Source organism: Thermomonospora catenispora (assembly GCF_006363815.1).
In the GTDB taxonomy this organism is placed as follows: Bacteria; Actinomycetota; Actinomycetes; order Streptosporangiales; family Streptosporangiaceae; genus Thermomonospora; species Thermomonospora catenispora.
This window is the reverse complement of the sequence record NZ_RRYT01000025.1, coordinates 19,673-45,173: the sequence shown is the minus strand read 5'-3', so window position 1 is coordinate 45,173 and position 25,501 is coordinate 19,673. Positions and strand designations below refer to the sequence as shown.

The following is a 25,501-nucleotide window of genomic DNA, read 5'->3' as shown; positions in this document are numbered from 1 at the left end:
CGGCGGCTAGGCCTGCTCGTCCGCCTCGGGGGGAGCGGCGGAGAGCCCGCCGAGGCAGAATCGCCAGACCTCCTCGGCGGTGATCGGGGTGGCGGGCCCCTCGGCGGCGCCGACCTGGGCGACGAACGCGGCGAACATGACCGTCTGCGTCACCAGCGCGGCCCGGCGCCGGGGCCTGCCGCGGGGGACGGCACCGGCCTCGGCGGCCTGCTCGATGAGCTCGGTGAAGACCGTCAGCAGCGGCTGGTTGGCGGCCGCGACCTCGGCCGGGTGCCTGACCAGGAGCTGCAGGGCGAAGTCGCTGAACAGCGGCTGCTGGGCGCCGGAGTGCGGGTGGGAGTTGCGGTACAGCACCTCCACGGCCGTGCGCAGCCGCTTCAGGGGGTCGGACTCGGCGGCGATGACCTCTCTGATCTCGGCCGCCGACTTGAACAGCGCGTCCTCGAACAGCGCCAGCAGCAGTTCGTGCTTGCCGTCGAAGTGCTGGTAGAAGCTGCGCAGCGACTGCTTGGAGCGATCGACGACCTCTTGGACGGTGAAGTCCGTGGTCCCCTTCTCCGCGATCAACTCTTGTGCCGAGTCCAAGAAGCGTTGCACGCGCTGTTCGGCGCGGAGTTTGGCGGCATGGGTCGAACGCTCGACGGCGCGCTGGCGCCAGGCGGGCTCTTCGGAGACTGAGGTCACGACCAGAACGATACTCCGCCGCATCGACGGAACCGCGCGACCCTCTACCGACCGTGATCGCGCGGTTATGGGATCGGTGATCAAGGACTTCGGTATTCCCAGTTGCTTTAAATGAAAATGCTGCTTTCAGTATGCGCGGCGGCCCGGCGCGGCAGGTCGGACCCGGCGGCGCCGGACGTGCGGGGGCCGGTGACCGTCCCGGCGGTTTCTCGCCCCGGGCGACGGTCGCGCAGGGTGCGAACGGGCGGCGATCGTCCGCGGTGTCGCCCCGGTGTCGGGACCGATGGTCCGCCCTGCAAGATCGTATGAACATTCTCCGTTTTGTCAGTAGTTGTTCACCGTCATCGGAATTGTCATTTCTATAGCGATCATTCCCGTGGTGATGGTGCGCCGGTCGGCTGATTTGTCGAACAATGGCCGCTGGGGTGGGTACCTTTGTGGTGATTCAGGAGATATGTCCGGCATGGAGGCCCACAACGAGGCCAGAGCGAGAGGCGAGGAGACCGGGCGCGACCAGATCTACGCCGCGGCCCTGCGCCTGTTCGCCCGGCTGGGCTACGACGGGACCACCACGGAGATGATCGCGAGCGCGGCCGGGGTGGACCGCGGAGAGGTCATGGCCGCGGGCGGCCGGACCGGGGTGTACCGAGGGCTGCTCGAACGCTTCAGCCAGGAACAGTGCCGGATGCTGGAGCGGGTCGCCGCACAGATCGCCCCCGACGCCGACTGGAGGCGCGCCCTCATCGACCGCGCCCTGGACTTCTACCTCCAGCACCTGGAGGAGCTGGCCGTCTGGCAGCAGCGCGCCCTGTCGGACGCGGCGGACATGACCGACCTCGAACAGCTCTACCAGGAGCCGATCCGCCGGAAGGCCGCGCAGCTGCTGGGCGGCGACCCCACGAACGATCCCGCCTTCCAGATGCTGTTCAGCGTGTTCACCTGGTGCCTGGCGGGATTCGCCACCCGCGGCATCTCCCAGCCCGACGGCTCGACGCTGGGACCCGGCGACCCCCGCGCCCAGGCGGTGTTCCGCGGCTACATGGCCGAGCTGCTGGAGCGGCTCTGTCCGCAGTGAGGGACCGGGCCGAGAGGCCGTTCCGCGTCCGGCGGGGTGAACGCCCCGACCGCGGTCGATGGAGGGGCGATGGGCGGGGCGGACGCCGGGAGCCTCTCCCGGTCCGCCCGTGCGATCAGCGTCCCCCGTCGAGCGCGGGGGCGGGCGGCGGGGCCAGGAGACGGTCGATGACCGTGTGCATGACGGTGCGGAAGTACTCGAGGGTCTCGGGGTCGTCGGCGCGCTTCATGCCCTGACGGGGGGCCAGGACGCCGGTGCTGAGGAACCCGTTGATGATCCACAGGATGACGCCCACGATCGCATAGGCGCCGATGTCCTCGGGGGCGTCGGCGCGGATCCGGCGGGCGACCAGCCGGAGCAGAGGGCGCATGTAGCGGTCTTCGACGTCGGTGATGTCGGAGGCGTCGGAGACCGAGCGGTGCTCCCACAGGGCCAGATAGTCCGGGTGGGCGGCGTAGAAGTCCAGGTAGCGGTCCGCCATCCGGTGGAGGGCCTCCCGGCCGGTCTCGACCCCGTCGGCGGCGGCCTCCACCGCGGTGTACTTGGCCTCGAAGAGGCGTTCCATCACGCGCAGATACAGCTCGCGCTTGCCGCCGGTCAGTTCGACGATCCGGGAGGTCGGGACGCCGAGGGCGCCGGAGATCATGTCCAGGGTGGTCACGTCATAACCGAGCCCGGCGAACAGGCGCGTCGCGACCTCGATGACCTGCTCCTCGGCGACGTCGGTGGCACCGTGGTCCATGGCACTCACGCTAGGGCGCGTGCAGCGGAATATGCCTATACCTCTCGTAAGGAATGCGCCAAGTGCCCCATGAAGCCCGACCTCACAGACCGGGGCGGAGCGGCGCCCGCATCGAACGGCCGGTGAGAAACAGACGATCCGTTAAGGAACGATTATCCTGGGCGGCATGACCGCCCTGGCCCCGTCCAGCTCCGCGCCGGACCTGTCGTACCTGCTCGACCACACCGGCCACGTGCTGCGGACGCAGATGGCGGCCGCCCTCGCCGAGATCGGGCTGACCCCCCGGATGCACTGCGTCCTCGTGCACGCCCTGCAGGGGGAGCGCACCCAGAACCAGCTCGCCGAGCTCGGCGACATGGACAAGACCACGATGGTGGTGACGGTCGACGCCCTGGAGAGGGCGGGGCTGGCCGAGCGCCGCCCCTCCAGCACCGACCGCCGGGCGCGGATCATCGCGGTCACCCCGCGGGGCGCCGAGGTCGCCCGGCGCAGCCAGCAGATCGTCGACCGCGTGCACCGGGAGGCGCTGGAGTCGCTGCCGGAGGAGGAACGGACGGTCCTGCTGCACGCGCTGCGCCGCCTGGCCGAGGGGCACCTGGCCGAGCCGGTCGAGACCCCCGGCGCGGTCCGCCGGGCCAGGGAGCGCGCCGTTTGACGGAGCCCGCGTCACGGCGGGGTCCCGCCCCGCGCATCGAGCGTCCGGCGGAGCCCCCGGCGATGCGGCGTCGGGCGCGGTCGCCTTCGGTCGGCGGGCCGTCCCGTCGCCCGCCGACCGGACCCGTTCGCCCGGACCCGGCGGCTCACCGCCGCCGGAGCGCGGGCGGCGACCGCGCTCCGGCGGGGCGCGCTCAGGTGAGGTGCAGGAACGAGGCGTCGGCCACGTAGCCGTTCGGGTCGATCACCATGCCGTGCTCGCGGGCGGCGGCCACGACGGACGGGTCCCACTCCAGCCGGGCCCGGCCGTCGCCGCCGGTCACGACGACCGCCTCTCCGGGCTCCTCGCCGACGCTCTCGAAGCGGCGCCAGGCACCCACGGGGATCGACACGGTGTCGTACGGGCCGATCTCCGTCGACACCGGGTTGCTCCGGTTGAGGGTGATCCGCCATCGGCCGGAGGTGACGATGAGCACCTGGGACTCCTGGATCCGGTGCGTGGAGACGCCTCGTCCGGGGGCCGCGCGCAGCTTCGCCAGGCTGAAGCCGTGCGGGTCGGCCAGCCGCGGCGCCTGGTCGCGGTCCTCGGTGACGCCGTAGCCGATGACGGCGGCCAGCTCGGCGCCTCCGGTCTCCAGCCGGGAGTCCAGGAACGGGGCGGCCGACCAGCGCAGATCGGCGGGGGCGGCCAGGCGGTGACGCATCTCGTCGACGCCGACCCTGGGCAGGGCGGCGAGCTGTTCCTCGGTGAGCGGGCGCTTGAGCTCCACTCCGCAGGGGAAGACGCCGGGCTCGGTCTCGACGAGCCTGTTGTCGGCGGTCAGGAACAGCCCGTGCTCGGCGGCCTTCGCCAGCACCGACGGCGCCCAGATCAGGCCGCCGGACCGGTCCCGGCCGAGCACGGTGAACAGGAACGCATCGTCGGAGCCCACGCTGGTGAAGCCGCGGAACACCCAGGTGGGGATGGAGATCACGTCGCCGGGGCGGACGGTGAGGGTGCCGTCCCGGCCGTCTGCGCCCCAGCGGAACAGCCACTCGCCGGCCATGCAGACGAAGACCTCGGCGGTGAAGTGCAGGTGCAGGTTGTTGGTGACGCCGGCGGGCATGGCGGCGGCGCCCAGGTTGAATCCGTGGGGAGCGGTGATGGGGATCACCTGCTCGGCGTTCTCGGAGACGCCGGGACCGATCAACGGATAGTTGATCTTGCCTTCGGAGCCGGGGATCTTCGTGTCGATGAAGGCCCGGGTGTCGGCCACCAGGTCCTTGCGCAGGATGGTCCGTTCGGCCAGCTCGGCGGCGGTGACCTCGACGGGGTGATCGGGCACGGGATGCGATCCTTTCTATGCAAGCGTATGCACGCAGAGATACCATCCTCCTCTAAGGACTCCTATGTCAACAGCAATGCCAACGTATGCATAGAGAGGTGCCATGCTCGCCAACCGCCTCAAGGACCTGTTCGCCGCCGGTCGGACGGTGGTGAACGGTTGGCTGTCGGCCGCCAGCCCTTACCTCGCCGAGGTGCTCTCCCATGCCGGGTACGACTCGGTCACGGTGGACCTGCAGCACGGCATGTTCGGACCGGATCAGGCCGTTCACCTCATCCAGGCGGTCTCGGCCGGTCCCGCCGTGCCGCTGGCGCGGACGTCGTCCCGCGACGCCGCCCTCATCGGCAAGCTGCTGGACGCCGGCGCCTACGGGATCATCTGCCCCGCCGTGGACGACGCCGCGCAGGCCGCCGAGTTCGTCGCCATGTGCCGCTATCCGCCGACCGGGATCCGCAGCTACGGCCCCGCCCGGGCCGATCTGCGGCGGCTTCCCGGATACGTCGCGCACGCCGACGCCCATGTGATGACCTGGGCGATGATCGAGTCCCGGGCCGCGTTGGAGAATCTGGAGGAGATCGCGGCCACGCCCGGGCTGGACGGGGTCTTCGTGGGGCCCAACGACCTCGCGCTCGCCCTCGGCGCCGAGCCCGGCCGGGCCGTTCCGCCGCCCGAGGTGGCCGGCGCGCTGCGTCGGGTGGTCTCCGCCGCGCACGCCGCCGGCGTCCTGGCCGGGGCGTTCTGCGCGGACGGCGCCGCCGCCCGGCGGCTGGCCGGGCAGGGCTACGATTTCGTGACGCCCGGCAACGACATGGCGATCTTGCGCCGGGCCGCCGCCGAAGGCGTGGCGCTGGCGCGCGGCGGCGCGCCGGACGCGCCGGCGGACGGCGGGTACTGACCCGGCCACGAGCGGGAGGAGGCGTCCGCATGCGGGTGACCAGTCTCGACGTCGCCCGGGCCGCGGGGGTGTCGCAGTCGACGGTGTCCCGGGCGTTGCGCGGTCACCCCGGCATACCCCCCGAGACCGTCCGCCGCGTGCGGGAGGCCGCCGCCGCGCTGAACTACATCCCCAGCGACCGGGCGCGGGATCTGGCCACCCGCAGCACCCGCCGCGTCGCGATGGTCGTGGACCTGGACAACCCGCTGTGGTCGCTGCTGGTCGGGCGGCTGTACGACGAGCTGGCCCGGCACCGGTACCGGCTCACCCTGATCGCCGAGCACGGCGACCCCGAGGACATCGAGTCGCACGTGCTCGGCGGCTCGGTCGACGGAGTGATCGTCTCCACCGCCGCGCGCGGCTCCCGGCTGCCCGAGGTGCTGCACGACCGCGAGGTCCCGACCGTGCTGCTGCACCGCTACGCCGAGGACGTGCGATTGGACGCGAGCGTCGCCGACGACCGGCTCGGCGCCCGGTCGGCCGCCCGGATCCTGCTGGAGGCCGGGCACCGCCGGATCGGCGCACTGCTCGGACCGTCCTCGGCCAGCACCGGGCGCGACCGTGCGGCGGGCTTCCACGACGCGCTGGCCGAGGCGGGCGTCGAGGCCGCCCCCGAGCACGTCCGGCACGGCGGGTTCACCTTCGAGCACGGCCGCTCGGCGGTGACCGAGATGGCCGCCGCCGGGACGCTGCCGGACGCGCTGTTCTGCGCCAACGACATGATCGCGCTGGGCGCCATGAACGCCGCGCACGAACTGGGGCTGCGGGTGCCCGGCGACCTCGCCCTGGTCGGGTTCGACGACCTGGCCGAGGCGGCCTGGCCCCTGGTCGGGCTGACCACGATCCGCGTCCCGTTCGAGGACATGCTGCGCAGCGCGGTCGACCTCCTGCTGGAACGGATCACCGGGTTCCGGGGCGGCCCCCGCCGGGTGGTCCACCCGGTCGAGCCCGTTCTGCGCTCCTCGCACCGGCGCGCCTGACGGGCCGGCTACCAGGTCAGCCACTCCCGCAGGTGCGCGGCCACCTCGACGGGGCGCTCCAGCGGGGCCATGTGCCCGCATCCGGCGATCACCTCGTGGCGCGCGCCCGGGATCAGCTCGGCCATGGCCTTTTGCAGGGGCGGGGGGCTCACCTCGTCCAGCTCGCCGCTCAAGACCAGCGTCGGAACGGCGATGGCGGGCAGGGAGGGGGCGCTGTCGGGCCGGGTCGCCTGCGCACGCAGTTGCCTGAGCAGTCCGTCCGGCCCGACCGTGGCGGCCATCCGTTCGTTCCGGGCGACCAGCTCGGCGTCCCCGCGACGGACGGCGGGCAGGGTGGCGCGCGCCAGCTCGGCCGCGACCGCGGCGAACTCGCCCCGCTCCACCCGCGTCGCCAGCTCGGCCCAGGCGGCCAGCTGGGCGGGCGACCCGGCCCCGGCGCTGGTGTTGAGCAGCGCGAGCCGAGTGACCCGCTCGGGCGCCTGCCGCATGATCTCCATGGCGACGATGCCGCCGAGGGAGTGCCCGGCCAGCGCGAACCGGCCGGGCGTGGCGGCCAGCACCCCGGCGGCGAGACCGGCGACCGAGTCGTCCAGGTCGATGCGGGCGTGCCGCACGGTCACCCGCTCCATCAACAGGGCCGCCACCTCGTCCCAGCAGGTGACGTCGCCGAGCATTCCGCTGAGCACCACCAGCGGTTCCCCCGCCGGACGCCGCGCCGTGACCGGCGCACCGACGCGGGCCAGATCCCCCAGCAGGTCCCCGACCGCCCGGTCCAGGTCGTAGACCACGACGCGGGCGCCCGCCGCCAGGGCGGCCCGCGCCTGCTCGGCGTCCGCCACGACGACCGCCTCACCCGGACCGGCGGCGTCGCGCCTTTCGGTCAGCACCACCGTGCCGGGTCCGCCGCGGGCGCGGACGGCCGCCTCCGCCTCGGCGGACTCGTCCGCGCCCGCGGTGAGCAGGCCGTCGGCACCGGCCTCCAACGCCCGGACCACGTCCCCGGGACGCCGTGCCCGCACCAGGACGGACCCGGCGGCACGGCGTGCCGCCGCCACCCGGTGGCGCAGCGCGGCGGCGTCCTCTCCGCCGGCCTCCACCACGACGATGTCCAATCCGGCCCGGACCGCCGCCTCGGCGAGCGCCGGATCCCGCAGCAGACCGCCGAGCAGCGTCCGCCCGGCTCCTACCCGCTCGGCGAGACGGCCCGCGCTCATCGGGCGACCATTCCCGCGGACAGGTCGATGTCGGCGCAGTGCAGCCCGGACATCAGCAGCATCGCCACCACGGCCTGCGCCACCTCGTCCTCCTCCAGCAGCCGGCCGAGCGCGGCGCGGGAGGCGAAGGCCTCCTCGGCCTGTTGCTCGGTGATGCCCAGCCGGGCCGCCTCCAGCCGGAAGTTGCGTGCCATGCGGGGACCGCGCACCGGACCGGGCGACAGCGAGTTGACCCGGATCCCGAGCGGGCCGACCTCGGCGCCCAGCGTCGTGGTCAGGCCGATCACCGCCATCTTCGACGCGCAATAGGGGGTGCGCATCGCCAGCGGGCGCTTGCCGCTCACCGAGGCGATGTTGATGATGTCGCCGCCGCCGTGCGCCAGCAGCGCCGGGATCAGCGCCCGGCAGACCAGGTAGACGCCGCGCACGTTGGCCGCGAACACCGCGTCCCACTCCTCGGGCTCGATCTCGGTCAGCGGCTTGACCGGTCCGGGCACGCCGGCGCAGTTGATCACGATGGACAGGTCCTCGTCGGCCAGCGCCGCCGCCAGCCCGGCCACCGACTCCGGGTCGGCGACGTCGGCCTCGACGATGCGGGCGGCGGCGCCGCGGGCGGCGACCAGCCGTGCGCTCTCCTCCAGGTTGGCGCGGTTGCGGCCGGACAGCACCACCCGGACGCCGCAGTCGCCGAGGGCCAGCGCGATGGCCCGGCCCAGGCCGTTGCCCGCCCCGGTGACCACCGCGGTCCGTCCGCGCAGGGCCTCGAGCGGCCCGTTCGCCCGCTCAGGCATCGGCGGCCTCGGCGAAGGAGTGGTCGCTCCACGGCAGCGTCTCGCCCCGGTACTTGGCGACCCGCACGTCGCCGCTGCGCGCATGCCCCTCGAAGAGCTCCACCCGGGCGGCGCGTCCGCACACCTCGCCGAGCAGGACGCTGGAGTCGCGGTCCACCACCTCCTGGTAGGTGACGGTCTTCAGGTACTTGCCGACCCACAGGCCGCCGGTGTAACGGGCCGCGCCGCGGGTGGGCAGGACGTGGTTGGTGCCGATGACCTTGTCCCCGTACGACACGCAGGTGCCCTCGCCGAGGAACAGCGCGCCGTAGTCGTGCATCTTCTCCAGGGCCTGCCGGGGCTCGCGGGTGAGCACCTGCACGTGCTCGGAGGCGAAGGCGTCGGCCACCGCGAACGCCTCGTCCAGGTCGTCCACCACCAGGACCTGCCCGTGGTCGCGCCAGGCGGGCGCGGCGAAGTCGCGGGTCGGCATGTCGCCCAGCAGCCGCTCCACGTGCGCCATCGCCTTGCGCGCCACCTGCTCGCTGGTGCTGATCAGCACCGCGGGGGAGTCGGGGCCGTGCTCGGCCTGGCTGAGCAGGTCCACCGCCACGACGAACGGATCGGCGGTCTCGTCGGCGATCACCAGGATCTCGGTGGGGCCGGCGAACAGGTCGATGCCGACCTCGCCGAACAGCTGTCGTTTGGCTTCGGCGACATAGGCGTTGCCGGGGCCGGCGATCAGGTCGACCCGGTCGATGGACTCGGTGCCGATCGCCAGGGCGGCCATCGCCTGCACCCCGCCCAGCAGGTAGATCTCATCGGCTCCGGCCAGATGCATGGCCGCGACGGTGGCGGCCGGCACCCGGCCCCGGATCGGCGGGGTGCAGGCCGCCACCCGCGGCACCCCGGCGACCTTGGCGGTCACGATCGTCATGTGGGCGGACGCGGTGAGCGGATAGCGCCCGCCGGGCACGTACGCGCCGACCGCGCGGATCGGCACGTTGCGCTGGCCGAGGCGCACGCCGGGCAGGGTCTCGATCTCGAAGTCCTCGATCGAGGCGCGCTGCCGCTCGGCGAACCGGCGCACCTGGTCCTGCACCCAGGTGATGTCCTCGAGGACCTGGCGGGGAACCTCGGCGACGATCCGGGCGATCTCGTCGGGATCGAGCCGGAACGAGGCCGGCGACCAGTCGTCGAACGCGGCCGAGTACTCGCGCACCGCGGCGTCCCCCCGGGCGCGGACCGCGTCGAGGATGTCGCGCACCGTGGCGGCGACGCGGTCGTCGTCCGCCGTCGCCCGCTCCCGGGAGACGGCTTCCTTGAGATAGGTGATCATTTCGTCCTCGCGTGTAGGGGGCGGGATCGTGCTCGACTCTTCGCGGGCGCCCGGGGTGCACGTCCCAAGAACAGGCTAGATTTCCAGCTGCAACAGGACTAGACCGACTTATCCCGACTTTCCTATAGGCTCACCCTGTGACTCTGAACCAGTTGCGCGCCTTCCTCCTCGCCGTGCGCACCGGTTCCTTCACCGCGGCGGCGGCCGAGCTGAAGATGGCCCAGGCGTCGGTGTCGGAGCTGATCCGGCGCATGGAGGACGAGTTCGGCATGCCGTTGTTCATCCGGGGCGGCCGGCGGCTGGTGCTGACCTCGGCCGGGGCCGAGCTGCTGCCGTTCGCCGAGCAGGCGGTCTCGGCGGTGGACGAGGGCAGCCAGGTGCTGAAGTCGATCGGCTCGCTGGACGGCGGCGTGGTGACGTTCGGTCTGCTCCGCAACGCCGCCTATTACCTGCTGCCGGAGCTGGTCGAGGAGTTCCGCGCCGACTTCCCCAACGTCCGGCTGAGGCTCGTCGGCCAGAACTCCAGCGCGGTCGCCGCGGCCGTGTCCGAGGGGGAGCTGGAGGCGGGCCTGGTCGTGCTGCCGATCGACGACGCCGGGCTGAAGGTCACGCCGCTGATCCGCGATGAGGTGCTCTACGCCAGCGCGGACCCCGAGCGGGTGGCCGCGCCGATGACCATCCGCCGGATGGTGAAGGCCGACCTGATCATGTACGACGCCTGTTACGGCTGGTCCGACCCCACCCGCCGTCAGCTGGCCGAACGCGCCCAGCTCGAGGGGCTGAAGATCGAGCCGACGATCGAGGTGGAGCACGTCGAGGCCGCGTTGAAGCTGGTGGCCCGCGGCGTCGGGGACACGGTGATCTCGCGGGCGGTCGCCGAGAGCCCGTTCTGCCCTCCGGAGGTGCTGACCGTGCCGTTCGCCGAACCCCTCTACGACACCATCGCCTTCATCCAGCGCGCCTCGTCGGTGCTGTCCCCGGGCACCCGCGAACTGGCCCGCCGCGCCCGCAGCACCCTGTTGGCCGGCATCACCGACCCCGCCCAGCGCGTGTACCCGGCGGCCCGCCGCCCGGGCGTCGGCTGACCGGTCAGGGGGACGGCTGCGGGGGCGCATCGGAGAGCAGGTCGGCATAGAGCTCCGGCCGGCGGTCGGCCAGGGCGTGGCTGAGGGCGGTCAGGCGTTTGGCCCGCGCCTCGTTCAGGTCGAGGTCGGCGGTCGCCCGGCCGTTCTCCTCATCGCAGGCCGCGCGCACCCAGCCGCAGGTGTCGACGACGGCGCTGCCCCGCGTCCAGCGTTCTCCGCGTTCGGTGCCGGAGCGGTCGCAGCAGGCGATGAAGACCCGGTTCGCCCTGGCCGCGGCCATCGCGGCGACCACTTCGGGCGGATGCTCGCCGTCCGGGCGGGGCACCACCGGCCAGTTGGTCGGAACGGCGAGGAGGTCGGCGCCGCGCAGCGCCAAGGCGCGCGGCATCTCCGGAAACTCCAGGTCGTAACAGATCAGCACGCCGATGCGGCCGTAGGGGGCGTCGACCACCGGCGGCCGCGCGGTCCCGGGCGAGAACAGCAGTTTCTCCCGGTCCCACAGGTGCGTCTTGCGGTAGACGGCGCGCACGCCCGAACCGTCCATGACGACGGCGCTGTTGTAGAGCAGGCCGTCGTCGCCGAGCTCGCAGAACCCGCCGACGACCACGGCGTCGCCGCGTCCCGCCTCCGCGGCCCACGTCGCCAGGAGCGGATCCTCGGGAGCGAGGGCGGCCCGGCGGGCCTCCGCCGCATCGGTGAACAGGTATCCGGACGTCGCCAGTTCGGGGAGCACGACGATGTGCGCGCCGTCGGCGACGGCGGCGCGGATCGCGGCCCGGGCGCGTTCGACGTTGCCCGCCACGTCCCCCAGCACGGGTGCGAGCTGGAGACAGGCCACGCGGATCACGGGGATCTCCGCCTTTCCGTGAAATGGACCGTGGGACGCGCGGCCCGGCGGCGCGCGCGTCCCACGGGGCCGGAGGGTCAGAGCATCGCCGCGGGTTCGTCCCGCAGCAGCTGGGCCATCACGTCGAACTCGTTGAACAGCGCCCACTCCTCGACGATCCGGCCGTGTTCGAGGTACAGCTGGGAGATGCCCCAAAGGTGCACCTGCCGCCCGGTCGGCGCGCCGTAGAGGGTGTAGCCCTTGTGGGTGCCGGCGCCCGCCCAGCGGACGCTGACCCGGTGACCCTCGTCCGGGTTGCCCATCCAGTAGACCTCGTCCACATGGACGCCGAGGTCGGGGAACGTGGACAGCAGCCCGCGCGCCATCGCCCGCACCTGCGCCCTGCCGTAGCCCTGCCGGTTGGTGGCGCCGTACCAGCGGACGTTCGGCGCGTAGAAGCGGTCGATCGCGCTGAGGTCGCGGCGGTTGTAGGTGTTGTGGAACAGGGCGTGCGCCCACGCCTCCACGTCGAACACGCCGCCGGTGTCCGGCTCGGGCAGGAGGGAGGGCTTGCGCCCGCCCTCCAGCCGCTGCACCTCGGTGATCTCCGGCGCGGTGAACGGCCGGAGGGCGCGGGAGTTGCCGTACTCGCGGGCGCAGGCGGCCACGTCCAGCCCCAGCTGCTGGAGCTTGGCGGCGGTGTTGTAGAGCACCCACTCCTCGTGGATCTGGTTGTCCTTGACCACGCAGTTGGCGATCACCCAGGTGTTGAGCCGCCGGTGGGTGGGCGGCCCCCAACGCCAGTGGCCGGTGTGATCGCCGATGTTCAGCGCCCGGTGCGAGGTGACGAAGCCCTGTTCGTCGTCGCCCGCCCAGATCACGTCGTCGGCGTAGTGCCGCATGGCGGGGAAGGCGGCGATGGACTGGATCGTCCCGGCCACCATCTCCTCGATGCCGTGCCGCGGCCCGCTGTCGTCGTAGACCCGGCAGCCGGGGGCGTAGGTGTCGTAGATGTAGCCGATGTCCTGGTCTTCCCAGATGCGGTGGGTGATCCGGACGATGTAGTCGACGATGTCGGTGTACTCGTCCTCGAATCCGCGCATCGACTGCTTGCGCCGGCTGTAGTCCCCGTCCGGCAGGGTGGCGCCGCGTCCCACCGGGACGGAGATCGACAGGTCCGGCGGCATGATCCTGCCGGTGGAGGAGACCTGCGGGGCGTACCTCGGTGCGCGGTCGGCCCCGGTTCCCGGCTCGGCGGTCCCGGCGGACGGATCCTTGTCGGTGTTCACTCGGCGCACTCCGTCTTGTACACGTACTGCTGGACCTTCGGGGTGTCGAGGTTGTCGGGCGTGGCGAACACGAAGTCGGCGCTCTGATCGCGCGGCACCGGCTTGCCCGCCAGCGCGTCCATCGCGGACTGGACCCCCATCTCGCCCTCGCGGTAGGGATGCTGGACGATCGTGCCGTCCATCTGCCGGGCCCGCAGCGCGTTCTCGATGGGGCCGGAGATGTCGAAGCCGACCAACTTGACCTTGCCGGTCCTGCCCGACTCCCGCAGCCCCGTCACGGCGCCCTCGGAGTTGGTGGTCGACATGGCGTAAATGCCGGCCAACCGCGGGTTGGAGGAGCTGGCGCTGGAGGCGATGGACGCGGCCTTGGCGGTTTCGTTCTTGCTGTACTGGGTGCCGATGTACTTCATGCCCGGGTACTTTTTGAGCTCGTCGACGAAGCCCTGCTCCCTGGCCTCGCCGAGCGGGTTGCCCGGGTCGTTGTTGAGCCCCATGATCTCGCCCTTGCCGCCGGTCAGCTTGGCCATCTCGGCGGCGGCCAGCCGCCCGCCCTGGACGTTGTTGGAGATGATGTTGGTGGTCATGATCGACCGGTCGTCGACGTCGCCGTCGATGCCGATGATCTTGATGCCGGCGTCCTTGGCCAGCTTCAGCGGCGGGATCAGCGCCTTGGCGTCGGCCACCGAGATCATGATCGCGTCCGGCCGGTCCCCGACCAGGGCGTTGACGATCGCCGACTGCTTGGCCGGGTCGAATTCCGGCGGCCCCTGCACGTCCAGGGTGACGCCCAGCTCCTTGGCCTTGTGCTTGGCGCCGCAGGCGACGGTGTTGTAGAACGGGATGCCGGTCACGGCGGGGACGTACACGATCCTCTTCCGGTCGCCGCCAGGGCCGCCGTCACCGGATCCGCAGGCGGTCAGGGCTAGGGCGGCGACGCCGATCGCGGCCGCCGCACGGAGGGGGAGGGTGCGCTTCATTGGGAACTCCTAGCTGCGCTCGCGCCGACGGCGCTTGAGACGATCGACGTAGACGGCCGCGATCAGCACGAAGCCGATGACGACCTGCTGCCAGTAGGGCTGAACGTGGGTGATGACGAAGCCGTTCTGCAGCACGGCGGGGATGAAGATGCCGACCACGGTGCCGAGCACGGTGCCGACGCCGCCGTACAGGCTGGTGCCGCCGAGCACCACGCCGGTGATGACCTGCAGCGCATCGGTGGCGTGGCCGGAGATGGTGGTGGTGGCGAACCGGATCAGCGACAGCGCGCCGGCCACCCCGGCCAGCCCGCCGCTGATGGCGTACAGCTTGATCAGGTGCCGGTCGACGTCGATCCCGGCACGGCGGGCGGACTCCTCGTTGGAGCCGATCAGGTAGGTGTGCCGGCCGAACCGGGTGAACGCCAGGACCAGCCCGCCGACCAGCGCCACCGCCGCCGCCACGTAGACCAGCCAGCTGAACCCCAGCGGCCGGGACGCGGTGATCGTCAGCAGCGCCGACGGCACGTCGGTGATGTCGTTGCCGTCGGTCATCAGCTGGGCGGCGCCCAACGCGGCCCCCATCGTGCCGAGCGTGGTGATCAGAGCGGGCACCTTGAGCACCGCGATGCACACTCCGTTGAGCAGCCCCCAGGCGACCCCCGCCCCGACGGAGGCGGCGATCCCGGCGGCCACCACCAGCGGACCGTCCCCGCCGATCGCGATCATGGTCTTGGCCATGACCACGCCGGAGAAGACCAGCACCGAACCGATCGACAGATCGAAGCCGCCGGCCACCATCACATAGGTCATGCCGACCGCCATGACCAGCAGCACCGAGATGTCCAGCGAGATGTTGCGGCCGGTGGCGGCGGTGGGGAACGCGTCCGGCCGCAACGCCGAGAACAACGCCACCAGCAGCAGCAGGACCAGGCCCATGTAGGCGGGCGAGGAGGACAGGAAACGGCGCACCGGCGAACGGGGGGCCGCCGGGGGAACGGCGCCGGCCGGCTCGGACGCGGTGCCGGCGGGCGCGGCGGTTCGCACGTCGCTCATGCGGCCTTCCCTTCCAGGGCGCCGGTCATCGCGCCGACCAGCTCCTCGACGGTGGTGTCGGCGGCGCGGAACTCCGCGACGCGGCGGCCCAGGCGCAGCACCTGGACGCGGTCGGCGACCTGCAGCACCTCGGGCATGTTGTGGCTGATCAGCACGACCGCGATGCCCTTGTCGGCGACCCGCCGGATCAGCTGCAGGACCCGGCCGGTCTGCCGGACGCCGAGCGCGGCGGTCGGCTCGTCCATGAAGATCACCTTGTCGGCCCACATCACCGACCGGCAGATGGCCACGCTCTGCCGCTGCCCGCCCGACAGCGCCGCCACCGGTGCGTCGATGTCCTTGACGTCGGTGCTCATCTCGATGAACGCCTGCTGCGTGCGCCGCCGCATCGTCTTGCGGTCCAGCACGCCGAGCCGGCCCAGCAGCCCCGGCTTGAGCAGCTCGCGGCCGGCGAAGACGTTCTCGGCGCTGCCGAGCTCGGGGGCCAGCGCCAGGTCCTGGTACACCGTCTCGATGCCCAGCGCATGGGCGTCCTGCGGCGAGTCGAAGGAGACCGGCCGGCCCGCCACCCGGATCTCCCCGCGGTCCGGCCGCAGGGCGCCGGACAGGATCTTCACCAGGGTGCTCTTGCCGGCGCCGTTGTCGCCGATCAGCGCCGTGACCTCACCGCGTTCGACGGTGAAGTCGACGCCTTTGAGCACCTCGACATGCCCGTAGCTCTTGTAGATCCCGCTGGCTTGCAGGAGCGGGTCCGACACGTGGATCTCACCCACCTTCCTTCGGTGCGGGCGCGCGAAGCGTCCTCCGCCGCCGATCGCGGCGGCGGTCGGCCAGGGGCCGCCCGGCCGGGAGGCTGGGCGATGTGCGCTGCCTCACTTCGAACGGCTTGGCCGGAAGGCTATGAGCCGAAGGAAACAAAGGACAACATGGAATGTTCCTGAGAGATCCACAGGATCACCCTATGGGTGTGCGAATCATTCGGAGCCACAGGGCTTTCCGCGCCCTCCATCGGCGGCGCGGGGATTCGTCACTTGAGCGTGCGGATTGCCGCGGGCCAACCGGTGCAGCCGGGCGCGGGCCAGCCGGATGAACTCCGCGGTCGCCGCGGACAGCGTCGAGCCGCGTCGACGGACCACCGCGATCTCGTCGTGGAGCGGCTCGGCCAGGGGAGCGGCGTGCAGGTCCGGCGCGCGGGTGCGCAGCACGGTGCTCGCCGCGATGGTGTCGCCGAGCCCTCGGGCGACCAGCTCCAGCGCCCCCTCCACCCGCTCGACCTCGATGAACGGCGTCAGCGTCAGCCCCCGGCTCTGCAGCCGGGTCGCCAGTTGCCGCCGAGTGGGGTCCACGTCCGCCCAGGCGGCGTCGTAGAGGATCAGCCGCCGCTCGGCCAGCAGCCCCAGCGGCACCGGCTCGGCCGCGCGCCCGGGATCGGCGCTGACGTACAGCACCTCGTCGCGCATCAGCGAGGTGACCGTCAGGCCCTCGTCATCGATCGGCAGCACCACCAGGCCCGCCTCCAGCCGTCCGGCCCGCACCGCGTCCGCGACCTCGGCGCTGTTCTGGCCCGGCAGCCGCAGCCGTACCCGCGGATGCTCGCGCACGAACGCCTCGACCAGCGGCCCCACCAGGTAGTAGTCCGCGTTGCGGAACAACCCGAAGCTCGCCAGCCCGCCGTTGAGCCCGCGCACGTCGGCCACCGCGCGCTCGGCGTCCTCGGCCGCCCGCAACGTGGCGCGGGCCTGGGGCAGCAGCGCCCGGCCGGCGTCGGTGAGCTGCAGCGTGCGGCCGCGCTCGAACAGCGGGGCGCCCAGGTGCCGCTCCAGCCGGCGGATCTGCTCCGACACCGACGGCGTCGCCAGCCGCAGCCGCTCGGCCGCCGCGGAGAACGACCCGCACTCCGCCGCGCAGACGAAGTACAGCAGCTGGATCAAGGTCATAAGGAAAATCCTTTCGGAGTTTAAGGAAGGTAAGGCTACCCCTGTGGAACGGTTCCCAGTAGCCTCCAACCCCGACTGCCGAAAGAGGGCTGACCTGCGACGACAGGCATGCCGCCCTGCTGAGTTCCGTGCCACAAGGAGTCCACCGTGCGAGTTCCCGAGGGTGACGTCACCCTGCTTAAGCGGCCCCTCAAGATCGCCTCCAGCGCCGTCGATCCGCAGGTGCGGGACCGGGTGAGCGAGATGCTGCTGACGATCGAACGGGAGGGGATGACCGCCGTCCGCCGCTACTCGCGCGAGCTGGACGACTGGGACCCCGACTCGTTCCTGGTCACCGCCGAGGAGGCGGAGCGGGCCGCGGCGGGCCTGGACCCCGCGCTGCGGGAGAGCATCGACTTCGCCATCGAGCAGGTCGCCGGCTTCGCGGCCCGCCAGCTGGCCACCCTCACCGATTTCGAGGCCCAGACGCTGCCCGGCGTGGTCCTCGGGCAGCGGCAGATCCCGCTGGCCCGGGTCGGCGCCTACGCCCCCGCGGGTCGCGTGCCGATGCTGGCCAGCCCGTTCATGACCGTGAAGGTCCCCAAGGTCGCCGGCGTCGACCGGGTCATCGCGTGCACCCCGCCGCGCGGCGGACGGGGGGTGCACCCCCCGACCCTCTACAGCCTCACCGCCTCCGGCGCCGACGCCGTCTACTGCCTGGGCGGCGTGCAGGCCGTGGCCGCGATGGCGTTCGGCCTGCTGGAGGGCGCGGAGCCGGTCGACAAGCTGGTCGGCCCCGGCAACGCCTATGTCGCCGAGGCCAAGCGGCAACTGTACGGACGGGTCGGCATCGACATGATCGCCGGACCGTCGGAGGTGGCGGTGATCGCCGACGAGACCGCCGACCCCGAGCTGGTGGCCGCCGACCTGCTCGGCCAGGCCGAGCACGGCCCGACCTCGCCCGCCGCCCTGATCACCACCAGCCGTGCGCTGGGCGAGGCGGTGCTCGCCGAGATCGATCGGCAGCTGGACGAGCTGGCGAAGGTCGGCGGCGACGAGGTGCCGCGCGTCGCCTGGCGCGACTACGGCTTCGTCCTGCTGGCCGCCGACCACGAGGAGGCGGTCCGGCTGAGCGATCTGCTGGCGGCCGAGCACCTGGAGGTGCACACCGACCGCGACGAGTGGTACCTGAAGAACCTGCGCAACTACGGGTCGCTGTTCGTGGGGCGGCGCGCCACCGTCGCGTTCAGCGACAAGGCCATCGGCACCAACCATGTGCTGCCGACCGCCGGCGCCGCGCGCTACACCGGCGGCCTCTCGGTGGCCTCGTTCCTCAAGACGGTGACCTGGCAGCGCATCGACACCGACGAGGGCGTGCGCGCCGTGGCCCCGCACGTCGTGCGGATCTCCCGGGCCGATCTGATGCCCGCCCACGAGGCCACCGCGGTCAAGCGGCTGGAGCGCCTCGACCGCGCCCTCGGCGACTGAGCGTCCGCCCCTGCCCGCCCGCGTCGGCGCGAGACGGTCGAGACGGCCCCACCCGGCGCACGCCGCGCCGGGTGAGGAGAATCCGACGAGGAGAGGCGGATCGCTCCGGTGCGGCGGGCGGCTTGACCGGACGCGCCGCCCTCAGCGGTCGACGGCGGTGGCCCCGCCGTCGACCGTCAGGTGGGCGCCGGTGATGAACGAGGCCTCGTCGCTCATGAGGAAGCGGACCGCCGCGGCAACCTCCTCGGGACGGCCGAGCCTGCCGATCGGGGACCGGGCGGCGAGTTCGGCCCGCAGCTCCGCCGGCGCATTCCCCCGCGTCATCGGCGTGTCGATGTAACCGGGACAGACCGCGTTCACCCGGATGCCGTCGGCGGCCAGGTGATGCGCCAGGGACCGGGTGAGGCCGAGCAGGCCGGCCTTGGAGGCGCAGTAGGCGGGCAGGAACATCTGCCCCACGAGCGCCTCGATGGAGGAGATCCCCACCACCGCCGAGCCCGGCGTCGCGCGCAGATCCTCCAGCAGCGCCTGCACCAGCAGGGCGTGGGCGCGCAGGTTGACGTGCTGCACCGCGTCCCAGCGGGCCTCGTCGAGGTCGCCCGTCGCGAGCGGTTCGACGATGCCGGCGGCGTGCACCAGACCGCCGATCGAGCCGAGCGTCTCCCGGCTGCGCTCGATCGCGGCCGGGAACGCGGCCGCGTCGGTGACGTCGACGGTGACGGCGACGGCGGGCGAGCCGGTGTCGGCGGAGATCCGCTCGGCCACGTCGGCGGCGTCGACCAGGTCCCACAGCGCGACCGGCCGTCCCGCCTCGGCCAGGGCCCGGGCGCACGCCGCCCCGATCCCGGAGGCCCCGCCGGTGACGATCACGCCGCTGGAGGGGGAGTGCGCGGGCAGGGCCATATGACCTCCTGATGCCTTTCCTGATCATCGATGTCTGCTGGGAACAGGGGAGGGGACCCGACCCCGCCCCGGGGTCGGCGGGCCGGCGTGCGGGACCGCTCCCGCCGCCGGGGGCCCGGCGCCCGCCGACGGGACCGGTGAGGGGTGCGGGGCGACCTCACCCGGACCCCGCCATGGCCGCGTGACGCTCCCGGAGGACGTGCTTGAGGACCTTGCCGGCGGCGTTCACCGGGAGCTCGTCCACGATGTGGACATGGCCGGGCACCTTGTAGTTGGCCATGCGGTCGCGGCTCCAGGCGATGAGCTCCGCCGGATCGAGCCGCGCGTCGCGGTGCGGCACCACGAACGCCGCGCCGATCTCGCCCATCCGCTCGTCGGGAACCCCGACGACCGCGACCCGGGCGACCGCGGGATGCCGCGCGAGGACGTTCTCGATCTCGGCGGGGTAGGCGTTGAAGCCGCCGACGATGTACATGTCCTTGATCCGGTCGGTGATCCTGATCCGCCCGGCGGCGTCGATCACCCCCACGTCACCGGTGTGCAGCCAGCCGTCGGCGTCGACGACGGCGTTCGTCTCGGCGTCCTCGTCGAAATAGCCCTTCATCACCGTGTAGCCGCGGACCCGGATCTCCCCCGCACGGCCCGGCGGCACCGGCTCGCCGTCGCCGTCCACCGCCGTGACCTCCAGGCCCGGCAGCGGACGCCCGGCGGTGGTCGCCACCACGTCGAGGGGGTCGTCGTAGCGGCACATCGACACGATCCCGCAGGACTCGGTGAGTCCGTAGCCGGTGACGACGTGCTCGAAGCCCAGCGCCTCCCGGATCCGGTACAGCAGCGTGGGCGGCACGTTGGCGGCCCCGGTCACCGCCAGCCGCAGGCTCGCCACGCCCTCGGAGGTGAAGTCCGGGTGCTCCAGCATCGTCTGATACAGCGTGGGCGTCCCGGGCAGGACGGTGACGCGCTCCTCGCGGACGGTCTCCAGCACCCGGGGGACGTCCAGCGTCCGGGCGGGCAGGATCGTCGCCCCCGTCATCAGCGACACCAGCCATCCGGCCTTGTAGCCGAAGCTGTGGAAGAACGGGTTGACGATCAGGTAGCGGTCGCCCTCGCGCAGGCCCACCACCTTCCCCCACACCGCGTACGCGCGCAGCGTCTGGGCGTGGGTGCACATCGCGCCCTTGGGCCTGCCGGTGGTGCCGGAGGTGAACAGCAGGTCGGACAGGTCCTGCGGCCCCACCTCGGCGGCCCGCCGCACCGCGTCGGCCTCGGCGACGTCCGCTCCCGCCGCACGGAACGCCTCCCACGACACCAGCCCGTCGCGCGCGTCCCCCTCCAGCGCGACGACCTGCTCCAGGTCGGGCAGGCCCGCATACGGCCGGTCCCCGGCGGGCCCGCCGACGGCCCGCGCCAGCGACGCCGGATAGTCCCGGCCGAGGAACTCGGTCACCGTGCACAGGAAACGGGCCCGGCTCTTGCCGAGCACGAACGCCGCCTCCTCGCCGGTGAACCGGGTGTTGAGCGGAACGAGCACCCCGCCGGCGCGCTGCAGCCCGAGCGCGGCGACGACCCAGCGGGCCGAGTTGGGCGCCCAGATCGCCACCCGGTCCCCCTTGGCCAGCCCGGCCGCCAGGAAGGCCCGCGCCAGGGCGGTCGCCTCGGCGTCCAGATCGGCGTAGCTCATCCGCAGGCCGCCGTCCACGATCGCCTCCGCCGGCCCCAGCCGCCGGGCGGCGTCGGCCAGCATCGCGTCGATCGTCCCCCAGCGCAGATCGGCGCGGGGGTCGTCGGGGTGGGTCTGCTCGGCGGCGCCCGCAACGGGCCGGGGGGTGGTGGCCATGGACTGCCTCCGCGGGAGGGGAGTGGACCCTGCGGAGCGGAGAATAGGCGCGCCCTCCCGACCCGGACGGGGCCCGTCCCGCTCAGTGGACCGCCGCCGACGGGGCGGGCCCGTCCGTTCCCGCGGGCGTGATCAGGGGAGCCGGCCCGGGAACAGCCACCGCAGCGCGGCCAGCCCCTTGGCGAGGTAGGCGGCGCGGCCGGCGTCGAGCCCGTAGGCCATGTCGGTGAGGGCCGTGCACCTGGCGTAGAAGACCGCCAGGGTCCTCAGCTCCCGCCGGTCGCGACCCTCGGCCCGGTAGGCGTCCAGCGCCGCCTCCAGGGCGCAAGGCCCCAGATCCCGGTACAGCAGGCCGAAGTCGTATCCCGGGTCGGTGAACGCGGCGTCGCTCCAGTCGATGATCCCGGTCACCGCCTCCGTCGCCGGATCGACGAGGACGTGCTCGATCCCCAGGTCGTTGTGCGAGAACACCGGCGCGCGCCGCACGGTCGGCGGCGGGGCGCCCAGGAACTCCGCCACGGCCGCGCGGTGCGGGCCGGGGACCCGGTCGCCGACGGCGGCGCGCGCCTCGGCCGCCTCCCGCAGCCACAGGTCCCGGGGCTGTTCGTCGGTCCCCACCAGTCCGGCGACCGTCTCGGGCCGGGCGGCGTGCAGCGCGCGGAGCAGAGCGCCGAGCACCGCGCCGATCCGGCCGTTCCGCCCGGGGCGCTCCCAGGGGGAGAGGTCGATCAGCGGCACGCCCGGCAGCCTGCGGTAGGCCAGGCAGTCCTCCTGGGCCGCCGTGAAGCACGGCTCGGGCACCGGGAGCGGCGACAGCCCCGCCACGGCCCTCAGCAGACGGGCCTCCTCCTCCGCGCCCCTGGCCGGACCCTCGGCGCCGGAGCCCTTGCCGAAACGGACGATCAGCTCGCCGTCGACCTCGTAGGCGACGTGGTCCTCGCCCTCGCCGAGCGGCGACACCGATCCCGCCCGGCGACCGGGCAGGTGCGCGGCCAGGAGCCTGCGGACGTCGCCGCTGCGGTCTGTCATGCCCCGACCCTACGGCGGAACCGGTCGCCGGCGGGCGCGACCGCCCGACGAGCCCGACGCGGACCCGGCGTCGGCACGGCGCGAGCACGGCATGAGCGCAGTGCGGGCACGGCACGAGCGCGACGCCGGAGCGCGGCGCCTCACGGCGCCGGGGCGATGTTCTGGTTGGCGTGGAAGAAGTTGTCCGGGTCGTAGGTCCGCTTGATCCGGGCGAGCCGGTCGTAGTGGTCGCGGTAGGTGGCCCTGACCCGCTCCTGCCCTTCGCCCGACCCCATGAAGTTCACATAGGAGCCGCCCATGGAGTACGGGTGCATCTCCTCCCAGTAATCGACGCACCAGCGCTTGACGGCTTGGGCGTTGGCGGGGTCGGGGTCGATGCCGGCGAAGACGCCGGACCAGACGGCGTCCCGGTAGCTCCACGCGGTGTCGTCCGGACCCGCCCGGTGGGCGGCCGCGTCGACCGGGTAGAGGTGCATCAGCGAGAGCGGGGTGGGGATGTTCTCGCCGTACTTCAGGTGCACGTCGACGGCGGCGTCCGGGATGTCGTCGAAGAAGTCGCCGCGCCAGTACCACTGGTACCCGGGAGGGAACAGCTCGTCGAACGCGCTCTGCAGCACGGGGTAGGGCATCGGCATCGCGGCGTGGAAGGCCGGCGGCCCGGCCTCGTGCACCGCCGTGAACGCCTCCTCGAGGCGGCTCAGGTCGCCGGTGTGGCACCACACGACGCCGCACATCTTCCGCCCGTGGATCTCCTCGGGGAACGGCGGGCCGGGCGGGACGGTGAAGAGCGAGAAGAAGCCGTAGACGTCCTCGGGCGCCTGCGGGAGGAACTCGCGGTACCACGCCAGCACCTCGCGGGTGCGGTCGACGGGCCACACGGTGAACGCGACCCCGACCGTGTCCACCGGATGGAGCCGGTAGGTGAAGCCGGTCACGACCCCGAAGTTGCCGCCTCCGCCGCGCAGCGCCCAGAACAGGTCCGGGTGCTCGGTCTCGCTGGCGGTGACGAAGCTCCCGTCGGCCAGCACCACGTCCGCGGCCAGCAGGTTGTCCACGGTCAGTCCGTATTTGCGGGTGAGGTAGCCGTGGCCGCCGCCGAGGGTCAGGCCCCCGACGCCGGTCAACGAGACGATGCCGGTGGGCGTGGCGAGCCCGAAGGCGTGGGTGGCGTGGTCGAGGTCGCCGAGCCGGGCGCCGCCGCCGACCTGCGCGGTCCTGGCGGCGGGATCGGTGCGCACCTCGCGCATCGGGGACAGGTCGAGGGTGACGCCGCCGTCCACCAGGCACAGGCCGGGGCCGCTGTGCCCGCCGCCCCGGACGGCGAGTTCCAGTCCGCGGTCGCGGGCGAACGCGACCGCCGCCATGACGTCCGCGGCGTCCGCGCACCGTGCGATGGCGGCGGGACGCCTGTCGATCATCGCGTTGTAGATCGTGCGGGCCTCGGTGTACTCGGCGTCCTGCGGGCCTATGACCGGTCCGCGCAGCGCGGAGCGCATCGCTTCCAGGGTTGCGCCGTCCATGGTGATCTCCTGAGGGAACGCGCGGCCCTCGCCCCGCCCGCCATCGACGGTTCCCGGCCGCGCCATCGGCCGCGGATCTCCCGGCGGGGCCTCATCGGGCCGCCGCGGTCACCCTTGCCGCGCCGGGGCCGCTTTCCGGTGCCCCTGCCCGACCCGCCCTCCGAGGAAACGGGCGAACATGTATAAAACGCTTAATTTGGGTGGAGTGTGCGCGTCCTCGCCCGCAGGAGCCGCCGGCCTCGGCCCCCGGAGGGGCGTGCGGGCGGCGCCGACGTCGATGTCCGGCCCGGTCCTCCTGCCGCGGCCCGTGCGAGCGGGAGACCGCCCGGCCGTCGAACCCGGCGGCGACGGCGGACTCTCCGTCGCGGCCGACTCGGCTGTACGCTCTGCCTGCGGCCCGCCGACGCACCCCCGGAGCACAGGACGGTCACCATGACGACTTCCCGATCATCGAAGGGGGCCGACCGGGCCGCCCGCGACCCCGTCGCGCGCCCGCCCCGAGGGCGGGACTCCGCCCGGCGCGACCCGCTCACCGCCGCTCACCGGCGACTGCTGGAGCGGACGGCGCACCTGACCGCCGACGGCCCGAGATGGGGCAGCGGACAGTTCTTCCTCGCCAGGCCGCTGGGCCTCGCCGACGAGGAGGAGTTCAAGGGGCGGTGGGTCGCCCACTACGCGGACACGATCAGGGCCGCCGCCCGTGAGGCCGGCATCCCCGAAGCCGTCCTGGCTGGCATCGCCTACCAGGAGGCGGGCGGGAAACCGGAGTGGATGAACACGGCCGTGGGCTGGGTGCGCCGCTGGGGCCTCTCCTCCCGGCACCCCGACAAGACCTCCTACGGCCCGATGGAGGTCCAGGTGCGCCGCGCCGCCGAGGCCCTGGGATACGACCCGGAGAACCTCGCCCCCGCCCAGCGCCGCCGCATCGTCTCCTCCCTCAAGGACCCGCATCAGGGCATCGTCATCGCCGCCTACCACCTGCGGGATGTGAAGAAGGAGACCTCCTTCGCCCACAAGGAGCCCGATCGGATGACCCCGGAGGAGGGCAGGGAGCTGGCCGCCCGCTACAACGGCGGCCCCTACTGGCGGGGCCCGCAGGCCCAGCGCTACGCCCGCCGGTACGAGCGCGACCTGCCCAAGGCGATCGCCGCCCTCGGCCGGGCGTGACCCGCTGGGGCGACCGCTCCTCCGCGCCGCGGCGCGGCCGTCATGCGAGCGGCGGCGGGGCGTCGCCGCTGTTCCGGCCCCGCCGATCGGTGCTTTTGGCCTTTCTCGTCGGGTAGATCGTGAATCGTTTACGTCGAGGCTTCTCGCCCCCTATGCTGCTACACGTGTAGTAGGTGTGCGACGGCGGACCGTCGCGCACCGTCCGCGACTGACATCGTCCGGGAGAGCGCGTGGCTTCGATCGATCTGGACAAGGTGCTGGACAAGGCGTGGGCGGACAAGAGCCTGCCGGAGGTCCTGGCCGCCCCCGTCTCGGCGCTGAAGGGCGTCTCCGAGCGGGACGGCGAGCTGCTCAAGGAGGCGTTCGGCGTCACCACGGTCGCGCAGCTGGCCGAGCTGAAGTACGTCCGCTGGGCCCAGGCCCTGGCCGCGTTGAACGAGGCCCGGTAGCCCTCGTGCCGGTGGTGCGGTCCGGCGGGCGACCGCACCACCCGCCGCGGCGCGGCCGGCGATCGCCGGCCGCCGTTCCTTGCTCCCTTCTCCGCCCGCTCCGGCGGATCGCGCCGTGCCCGGGCGACGGCCCGGCCGCGCACGGGCCGGCCCGCCCTCCGGCCGCCCTTCCCGCCTCCGGTCTCGCGCCTCCGTGAGCCGCCGGACCGTTCGTCGACCCTGGGGGATCACCCCGGGGGTCGGCC

The 25,501-nt window shown here is 73.0% G+C and carries 24 protein-coding genes; 8 read left to right on the top strand and 16 right to left on the bottom strand.

The annotated features are described in order from the left end of the window. Window positions 1–6: 6 nt before the first annotated feature. A complete protein-coding gene (locus EIO00_RS18255; protein WP_140180575.1) occupies window positions 7–684 on the bottom strand; it encodes a TetR/AcrR family transcriptional regulator in 678 nt (225 codons plus the stop codon). A 454-nt stretch (window positions 685–1,138) separates the two neighbouring features. Here EIO00_RS18255 and EIO00_RS18250 point away from each other — a divergent pair, with 454 nt between their 5' ends. Then, a complete protein-coding gene (locus tag EIO00_RS18250) occupies window positions 1,139–1,759 on the top strand; it encodes a TetR/AcrR family transcriptional regulator (protein WP_161602751.1) in 621 nt (206 codons plus the stop codon). Window positions 1,760–1,874: 115 nt separating this feature from the next. Here the strand turns inward: EIO00_RS18250 and EIO00_RS18245 are convergent, their stop codons facing one another. Continuing rightward, on the bottom strand, window positions 1,875–2,501 hold the full coding sequence (locus tag EIO00_RS18245) for a TetR/AcrR family transcriptional regulator (RefSeq protein WP_140180573.1): 627 nt from the start codon (window positions 2,499–2,501) through the stop codon (window positions 1,875–1,877). A gap of 166 nt (window positions 2,502–2,667) precedes the next feature. Between EIO00_RS18245 and EIO00_RS18240 the strand changes: the two genes are divergently transcribed. Beyond that, entirely contained in the window at window positions 2,668–3,156 is a 489-nt protein-coding gene (locus EIO00_RS18240; protein WP_140180572.1) for a MarR family winged helix-turn-helix transcriptional regulator, read from the top strand. 193 nt (window positions 3,157–3,349) lie between these two features. Here EIO00_RS18240 and EIO00_RS18235 read toward each other — a convergent pair whose 3' ends face one another. Further along, complete coding sequence (locus tag EIO00_RS18235; RefSeq protein ID WP_206664179.1) at window positions 3,350–4,480, bottom strand: cupin domain-containing protein; 1,131 nt, start codon at window positions 4,478–4,480, stop codon at window positions 3,350–3,352. Window positions 4,481–4,583: 103 nt separating this feature from the next. On the opposite strand from EIO00_RS18235, the gene EIO00_RS18230 reads away from it, so the two are divergent. Continuing rightward, the gene (locus tag EIO00_RS18230) at window positions 4,584–5,375 is read left to right on the top strand and encodes an HpcH/HpaI aldolase family protein (RefSeq protein ID WP_140180571.1); all 792 of its coding nucleotides are present in this window, start codon (window positions 4,584–4,586) and stop codon (window positions 5,373–5,375) included. Between the two features lie 29 nt (window positions 5,376–5,404). Continuing rightward, entirely contained in the window at window positions 5,405–6,394 is a 990-nt protein-coding gene (locus EIO00_RS18225) for a LacI family DNA-binding transcriptional regulator (RefSeq protein ID WP_140180570.1), read from the top strand. Between the two features lie 8 nt (window positions 6,395–6,402). Here EIO00_RS18225 and EIO00_RS25680 read toward each other — a convergent pair whose 3' ends face one another. Genes EIO00_RS25680 through hisD (EIO00_RS18210) form a run of 3 tightly spaced genes read right to left on the bottom strand, consistent with a single transcriptional unit; the run spans window position 6,403 to window position 9,717 of the window. Next, complete coding sequence (locus EIO00_RS25680; RefSeq protein WP_140180569.1) at window positions 6,403–7,608, bottom strand: alpha/beta fold hydrolase; 1,206 nt, start codon at window positions 7,606–7,608, stop codon at window positions 6,403–6,405. After that, window positions 7,605–8,399 (bottom strand): SDR family NAD(P)-dependent oxidoreductase, encoded by a 795-nt coding sequence (locus tag EIO00_RS18215; protein WP_140180568.1) that lies wholly within the window; start codon window positions 8,397–8,399, stop codon window positions 7,605–7,607. Before EIO00_RS18215 ends, EIO00_RS25680 begins: the two co-directional genes overlap by 4 nt. Then, window positions 8,392–9,717, bottom strand: a complete 1,326-nt coding sequence (hisD, locus tag EIO00_RS18210) for a histidinol dehydrogenase (protein WP_140180567.1) — start codon at window positions 9,715–9,717, stop codon at window positions 8,392–8,394. Before hisD (EIO00_RS18210) ends, EIO00_RS18215 begins: the two co-directional genes overlap by 8 nt. A 137-nt stretch (window positions 9,718–9,854) precedes the next feature. Here hisD (EIO00_RS18210) and EIO00_RS18205 point away from each other — a divergent pair, with 137 nt between their 5' ends. After that, complete coding sequence (locus EIO00_RS18205; protein WP_140180566.1) at window positions 9,855–10,802, top strand: LysR family transcriptional regulator; 948 nt, start codon at window positions 9,855–9,857, stop codon at window positions 10,800–10,802. 4 nt (window positions 10,803–10,806) lie between these two features. Here EIO00_RS18205 and EIO00_RS18200 read toward each other — a convergent pair whose 3' ends face one another. From EIO00_RS18200 to EIO00_RS18175, 6 genes are all read right to left on the bottom strand, one after another. Then, on the bottom strand, window positions 10,807–11,649 hold the full coding sequence (locus EIO00_RS18200; RefSeq protein ID WP_140180564.1) for a nitrilase-related carbon-nitrogen hydrolase: 843 nt from the start codon (window positions 11,647–11,649) through the stop codon (window positions 10,807–10,809). A 77-nt stretch (window positions 11,650–11,726) separates the two neighbouring features. Then, on the bottom strand, window positions 11,727–12,917 hold the full coding sequence (locus tag EIO00_RS18195) for an ester cyclase (protein WP_206664178.1): 1,191 nt from the start codon (window positions 12,915–12,917) through the stop codon (window positions 11,727–11,729). Further along, window positions 12,914–13,894 carry an ABC transporter substrate-binding protein gene (locus EIO00_RS18190; protein ID WP_140180562.1) on the bottom strand — a complete coding sequence of 327 codons (981 nt, stop codon included), beginning with the start codon at window positions 13,892–13,894 and terminating at the stop codon, window positions 12,914–12,916. Before EIO00_RS18190 ends, EIO00_RS18195 begins: the two co-directional genes overlap by 4 nt. A gap of 9 nt (window positions 13,895–13,903) precedes the next feature. After that, on the bottom strand, window positions 13,904–14,947 hold the full coding sequence (locus EIO00_RS18185) for an ABC transporter permease (RefSeq protein ID WP_140180560.1): 1,044 nt from the start codon (window positions 14,945–14,947) through the stop codon (window positions 13,904–13,906). Continuing rightward, window positions 14,944–15,705 (bottom strand): ATP-binding cassette domain-containing protein, encoded by a 762-nt coding sequence (locus EIO00_RS18180; RefSeq protein ID WP_140180558.1) that lies wholly within the window; start codon window positions 15,703–15,705, stop codon window positions 14,944–14,946. The genes EIO00_RS18185 and EIO00_RS18180 overlap by 4 nt, the downstream gene beginning before the upstream one ends. Window positions 15,706–15,921: 216 nt before the next feature. Then, window positions 15,922–16,884: a LysR family transcriptional regulator gene (locus tag EIO00_RS18175; RefSeq protein WP_140180557.1), complete on the bottom strand. Its 963-nt coding sequence runs from the start codon at window positions 16,882–16,884 to the stop codon at window positions 15,922–15,924. A 147-nt stretch (window positions 16,885–17,031) separates the two neighbouring features. On the opposite strand from EIO00_RS18175, the gene hisD (EIO00_RS18170) reads away from it, so the two are divergent. After that, window positions 17,032–18,351 (top strand): histidinol dehydrogenase, encoded by a 1,320-nt coding sequence (gene hisD, locus EIO00_RS18170; protein WP_206664177.1) that lies wholly within the window; start codon window positions 17,032–17,034, stop codon window positions 18,349–18,351. A gap of 141 nt (window positions 18,352–18,492) precedes the next feature. Here hisD (EIO00_RS18170) and EIO00_RS18165 read toward each other — a convergent pair whose 3' ends face one another. The 4 genes from EIO00_RS18165 to EIO00_RS18150 form a co-directional block, all read right to left on the bottom strand. Next, window positions 18,493–19,254 carry an SDR family NAD(P)-dependent oxidoreductase gene (locus EIO00_RS18165; protein WP_140180555.1) on the bottom strand — a complete coding sequence of 254 codons (762 nt, stop codon included), beginning with the start codon at window positions 19,252–19,254 and terminating at the stop codon, window positions 18,493–18,495. 157 nt (window positions 19,255–19,411) lie between these two features. Beyond that, window positions 19,412–21,091, bottom strand: coding sequence for a FadD3 family acyl-CoA ligase (locus tag EIO00_RS18160; protein WP_140180553.1), 1,680 nt, complete (start codon window positions 21,089–21,091; stop codon window positions 19,412–19,414). Between the two features lie 132 nt (window positions 21,092–21,223). Further along, complete coding sequence (locus tag EIO00_RS18155) at window positions 21,224–22,120, bottom strand: phosphotransferase family protein (protein WP_140180551.1); 897 nt, start codon at window positions 22,118–22,120, stop codon at window positions 21,224–21,226. A 140-nt stretch (window positions 22,121–22,260) separates the two neighbouring features. Then, window positions 22,261–23,640: an FAD-binding oxidoreductase gene (locus EIO00_RS18150; RefSeq protein WP_140180549.1), complete on the bottom strand. Its 1,380-nt coding sequence runs from the start codon at window positions 23,638–23,640 to the stop codon at window positions 22,261–22,263. Between the two features lie 432 nt (window positions 23,641–24,072). Here EIO00_RS18150 and EIO00_RS24260 point away from each other — a divergent pair, with 432 nt between their 5' ends. Both EIO00_RS24260 and EIO00_RS18140 read left to right on the top strand, forming a co-directional pair. Beyond that, the gene (locus tag EIO00_RS24260; protein WP_161602750.1) at window positions 24,073–24,807 is read left to right on the top strand and encodes a lysozyme family protein; all 735 of its coding nucleotides are present in this window, start codon (window positions 24,073–24,075) and stop codon (window positions 24,805–24,807) included. Window positions 24,808–25,037: 230 nt separating this feature from the next. Beyond that, entirely contained in the window at window positions 25,038–25,256 is a 219-nt protein-coding gene (locus tag EIO00_RS18140; RefSeq protein WP_140180547.1) for a hypothetical protein, read from the top strand. The last annotated feature ends 245 nt before the right edge of the window (window positions 25,257–25,501 follow it).